We start from the raw sequence: 4,190 nt of genomic DNA on the forward strand, positions 1-4,190 counted from the left end.
ACACCGCTTCCGTACCGCGGAGCCTACCTCGACCGCGCAGGCTCAACGAACCCCGCAGTTCGGACTCGACGAGGGTTCGCACGATCTGCAGGCCGAGGCGTTCGGCGCGTTCGAGGGAGAAACCCTTCGGCAGGCCCTGACCGTCATCGGTGATGACAACGTCCAGCCAACGCGCCGAACGCTCCGCCTGCACGACGACCTCTCCCCCGGTCTCCGCCGGGACAGCGTGCTCGAACGCATTCTGCACCAGCTCGGTCAGCACCATGACCAGCGGCGTTGCCAACTCGGCCGGCACCACGCCGAAACGGCCGTCCCGCCGGACCTTCACCCCGGTCTCCGCGACCGCGACGTCGCTCATCATCGGGATGACCCGGTCCACGACGTCGTCCAGGTCGACTCGCTCGTCCACCGACATCGACAAGGTCTCGTGCACGAGTGCGATCGAAGTGACCCGCCGCACCGACTCGTCCAGCGCCAGCCGTGCCTCCGGATTGCCGGTGCGCCGGGCCTGCAACCGCAACAACGCGGCCACGGTCTGCAGGTTGTTCTTCACGCGGTGATGAATCTCGCGGATCGTGGCGTCCTTGGACATCAGCGCCCGGTCCCGGCGCTTGACCTCCGTAACGTCGCGCACCAGCACCAAGGCACCAGCGACCTGGCCGCGCGGCTGCAGCGGCAATGCGCGGAACAGCACCGTGGCACCCCGCGCTTCGGCTTCGACGCGCATGCTCGGCTCGCCGGCGATCGCGTGCCGGATGCGCTGCGCCACCTCGTCCGCGTCGAACGGATCGGACAGCAACGACCTGGTCAGCGGCGCCAACTGCACGCCCACCAGGTCAGCGGCGTGGCCCATGCGGTGATACGCCGACAACGCGTTCGGACTGGCGAAGACGACGGTGCCGGAAGCGTCCACCCGCACCAGGCCGTCCCCGACCCGCGGACTCGTGTGCACGTCCGGCGCCGGTTCCGGAGTGGGGAACGTGCCGTCGGCGACCATCTGGCACAGATCGGCCGCGCTGCCCAAGTAGGAGATCTCCAGCGGGCTCGGCACCCGCGGTACCGCCAGGTTCGTGTCCCGGCTGAGCACGGCGACGACCTGGCCGTCCAGATTCACCGGGATCGTCTCCCGCCGCACCGGCACCCCCAGGTGCCAGCGCGGGTCCTCCTCCCGGCAGATCCGTCCTTCCAGCGCCGCGCGGCGCAGCTGCGGGTGCTCCTCGGGCGTGACCTCGCTGGAGACGACGTCCTCCGGATGCGCCGTCGGAGCCGTCGTGGGCCGAGCCTGCGCCACGCACAGGAACCGCTCCTCGCGGGCGTCCGCCGGTCCCACCGGAACCCACAGCAGGAAATCGGCGAACGACAGATCGGACAACAGCTGCCACTCCGCGACCACGAGCTGGAGGTGGTCGGCCGCCGCACCGGACAGGCCGGTGTGCTCGGCCAGGAGATCACTCAGCGTCGACAAGGAACTCCTTAGTCAGGATTCGACGACCGCGATCAGGTCGCCTTCCTGCACCACGTCGCCCGTTCGGACCGCGACCGTGCGGACCGTGCCGTCGCCCTCGGTCAGCACCGGGATCTCCATCTTCATCGACTCGAGCAGGACCAGCGAGTCACCATCCCGCACGGTGTCGCCCTCGGCGACCGAGACGGTCATGACGTTGGCGACCATTTCGGCACGGATCTCTTCGGCCATGGTTTCCCCTCACTAGCGCGGGCCCGGGAGGGCCTCGTCCAAGGAAACCACGTCGCGGGCCACCCGATGGCAGCAGGTGGCACTCGTGCGAAACTCGAAGAGTCACCAACTCGGCGCGGGAACACGTTCCGCGACCTTGCCGAGTGCCCGACGACGCGAGGGAGGTTGCCGAATGGGCAAGCGCGCACGCAAGAAGAAGGATCGGCGCAAGAACAAGGCCAACCACGGCAAGCGCCCATTGAGTGGATGAGGCGCGGTGCGCCGCAGAACGACGATGAGCCCCGAACCGCGCGAGGTTCGGGGCTCATTCACGTTCCAGGCCTGCTACTCGGCCGCTGAGGTCCGCTTCGCGCGGATCTCCACCGAAGTGCCCTCGGGACCGCGCTCGACCGTCACATCGGCCTGCCGCAGCACGGTGTCCCGGATCGAGCTGCGCAACCGCTCCTTCAACTCGGACGGCGCGTGCTCGCCGCCGCACTTGCGGTGCAACAGCTCCTTGAGATGCTCCTCGATGCCGTAGTGCTCCAAGCAGCTGCCGCAGTCGTCGAGGTGGCGCTGGAGCATGTCCCGGCGTTCCTGGTCGCACTCGTTGTCCAGGAACAACCAGACTTCCGCGAGCACGTCCTCGCAGGACGCCTCGTCGTGTTCGCCACAAGTCACGAGGTACCCACCTCCTGCTTGCCCGCGCGGAGGAAACCGCGGTCGCGAGCCACGTCCGTCAGCATGTCCCGCAGCTGCCTGCGGCCGCGGTGCAGCCGCGACATCACGGTACCGATCGGCGTGCCCATGATCTCGGCGATCTCCTTGTAGGCGAAACCTTCCACATCGGCCAGGTAGACGACCATGCGGAACTCTTCCGCCAACTGCTGCAGCGCATCCTTCACGTCGGTGTCCGGCAGCCGGTCCAACGCCTCCAGCTCCGCCGAACGCAGCCCGCTGGAGGTGTGGTTCTCGGCCTGCGCGAGCTGCCAGTCCTGGATCTCGTCGGTGGGCTGCTGCTGCGGCTGCCGTTGCCGCTTGCGGTAGCCGTTGATGTAGGTGTTGGTCAGGATCCGGTACAGCCAAGCTTTCAGGTTCGTGCCCTGCTTGAACGACTTGAACGCGGAGTACGCCTTCAAGTAGGTCTCCTGCACCAGGTCCTCGGCGTCCGGGGCGTTGCGGGTCATCCGCAGCGCCGCACCGTAGAGCTGGTCGAGCAGCGGCATCGCGTCCCGCTCGAAGCGGGCGGCGCGTTCCGCCGCGGTTTCCTCGACCGCGCCGTCGGTACCGTCGACCGCGGCCTGTGCGGTCGCGTCGGCCGCAGGCGTTGCGCTGTCGGGAGCTCCTGAGTTCCCAGGCGTCTCCGGGGTGTCTGCCACCGGGTTCCTTTCCCGCCGCCAGGACGAGGTGGCTGCTGGCGACGAACCCATGCCGTCCTGCGCATGGACCCACTTGGAGGATACCCGTCCCAGGCCCTGCTCACCCGCTTGTGAGCACCCGGACGAACGCGGCCGCCGCTCGAGTACGCATGTGTTCGTCTGATCCGTCACGCCCCGTGCAACACGACGCCGGGCGGACGTATTCCGCCCGGGCCCGCCGCTGGCGGAGAGTAGGCGGTGCCAGCGACTTATAAGGTCGTCGTCATGGCAGGCAAAAGCACTCCGGCTACGGCGCTGCTGGACCGGCGGGGAATCGCGCACCAGGTGCACGCCTACGAGCACGACCCGCGGTCCGAGTCGTACGGGTTGGAAGCCGCCGACGCGCTCGGGCAGCCTCCGCAGCAGGTGTTCAAGACGCTCGTCGCCGACGTCGACGGCGAGCTCGCGGTCGGCGTGGTGCCGGTGACCGGTCAGCTGGACCTGAAGGCGCTGGCCGCGGCCCGCGGCGGCAAGAAGGCGAAGCTGGCCGACATGGGCGCCGCCGAGCGCGCCACCGGCTACGTCGCGGGCGGCATCTCGCCGCTCGGGCAGAAGAAGCGGTTGCCGGTGGTCGTGGACAGTTCCGCCGAGCAGTTCGCGACGATCTTCTGCAGCGCTGGACGGCGCGGCCTGGAGATCGAACTCGCCCCGGCCGAACTGGTCCGCCTGCTGGACGCGCGCGTCGCCGACATCGCCGGGTGAGCGCTCAGTCCAGCAGCCGCAGGATCCGGCCGAGCCACTCGTCGGCGGCGCGGGACAACGCGTCCACCCCGGCCTTCAGCGAGTGGTCCCCGGCGACCAGCACGACTTCCCGCTCGTGCGCGGGCTCGGGTTGGCCGAACGCGTCCCGTTCGCCCTGCACGACCAGCACCGGCACGTCCACGCCTGCGAGTTCGTCCAGCCGGGACTTCTCCGGCTTGCCCGGCGGATGCAGCGGGAACGCGAGGCACAGCACCGCGGAAGCCGCCCCGGCCTCGGCGGTCCGGCAAGCCACCCTGGCGCCGGAGGATCGGCCGCCGAACAGCAGCGGCAGGTCCTGGAACCAGCGCTGGCCGAGATCCTCGGCGACCGCGAGCCACGCCGCGTCCAGCTGCTTC

At 69.4% G+C, this 4,190-nt stretch carries 6 protein-coding genes; 1 reads left to right on the forward strand and 5 read right to left on the reverse strand.

All coding sequences use genetic code 11. From position 1 onward, the window contains the following. The 4 genes from IJH84_RS14375 to IJH84_RS14390 all read right to left on the reverse strand — a co-directional run. Positions 1–1,465 (reverse strand): PAS domain-containing sensor histidine kinase (locus IJH84_RS14375; protein WP_295145220.1); only part of this gene is annotated, 1,465 nt, incomplete at its 3' end. Positions 1,466–1,477: 12 nt separating this feature from the next. Next, on the reverse strand, positions 1,478–1,696 hold the full coding sequence (locus IJH84_RS14380; protein WP_200073224.1) for a biotin/lipoyl-binding carrier protein: 219 nt from the start codon (positions 1,694–1,696) through the stop codon (positions 1,478–1,480). Between the two features lie 324 nt (positions 1,697–2,020). Further along, on the reverse strand, positions 2,021–2,356 hold the full coding sequence (gene rsrA / locus IJH84_RS14385) for a mycothiol system anti-sigma-R factor (protein WP_200073225.1): 336 nt from the start codon (positions 2,354–2,356) through the stop codon (positions 2,021–2,023). Continuing rightward, entirely contained in the window at positions 2,353–3,054 is a 702-nt protein-coding gene (locus tag IJH84_RS14390) for a sigma-70 family RNA polymerase sigma factor (RefSeq protein ID WP_200073226.1), read from the reverse strand. The genes rsrA and IJH84_RS14390 overlap by 4 nt, the downstream gene beginning before the upstream one ends. Positions 3,055–3,318: 264 nt before the next feature. Between IJH84_RS14390 and ybaK the strand changes: the two genes are divergently transcribed. Then, a complete protein-coding gene (gene ybaK / locus IJH84_RS14395) occupies positions 3,319–3,795 on the forward strand; it encodes a Cys-tRNA(Pro) deacylase (protein WP_295145228.1) in 477 nt (158 codons plus the stop codon). A gap of 4 nt (positions 3,796–3,799) precedes the next feature. On the opposite strand, the gene IJH84_RS14400 is transcribed toward ybaK, so the two are convergent. Then, the coding region (locus IJH84_RS14400; RefSeq protein WP_367269025.1) for an alpha/beta family hydrolase at positions 3,800–4,190 on the reverse strand (391 nt) is incomplete at its 5' end.

The sequence above is a fragment of the Saccharopolyspora sp. genome, from assembly GCF_017434145.1.
GTDB lineage: Bacteria > Actinomycetota > Actinomycetes > Mycobacteriales > Pseudonocardiaceae > Saccharopolyspora_C > Saccharopolyspora_C galaxeae.

Coding starts and splice junctions, on each gene's coding strand:
- ybaK (WP_295145228.1), top strand. CDS start 3,319: ATGGCAGGCAAAAGCACTCCGGCTACGGCGCTGCTGGACCGGCGGGGA.
- IJH84_RS14380 (WP_200073224.1), bottom strand. CDS start 1,696: ATGGCCGAAGAGATCCGTGCCGAAATGGTCGCCAACGTCATGACCGTC.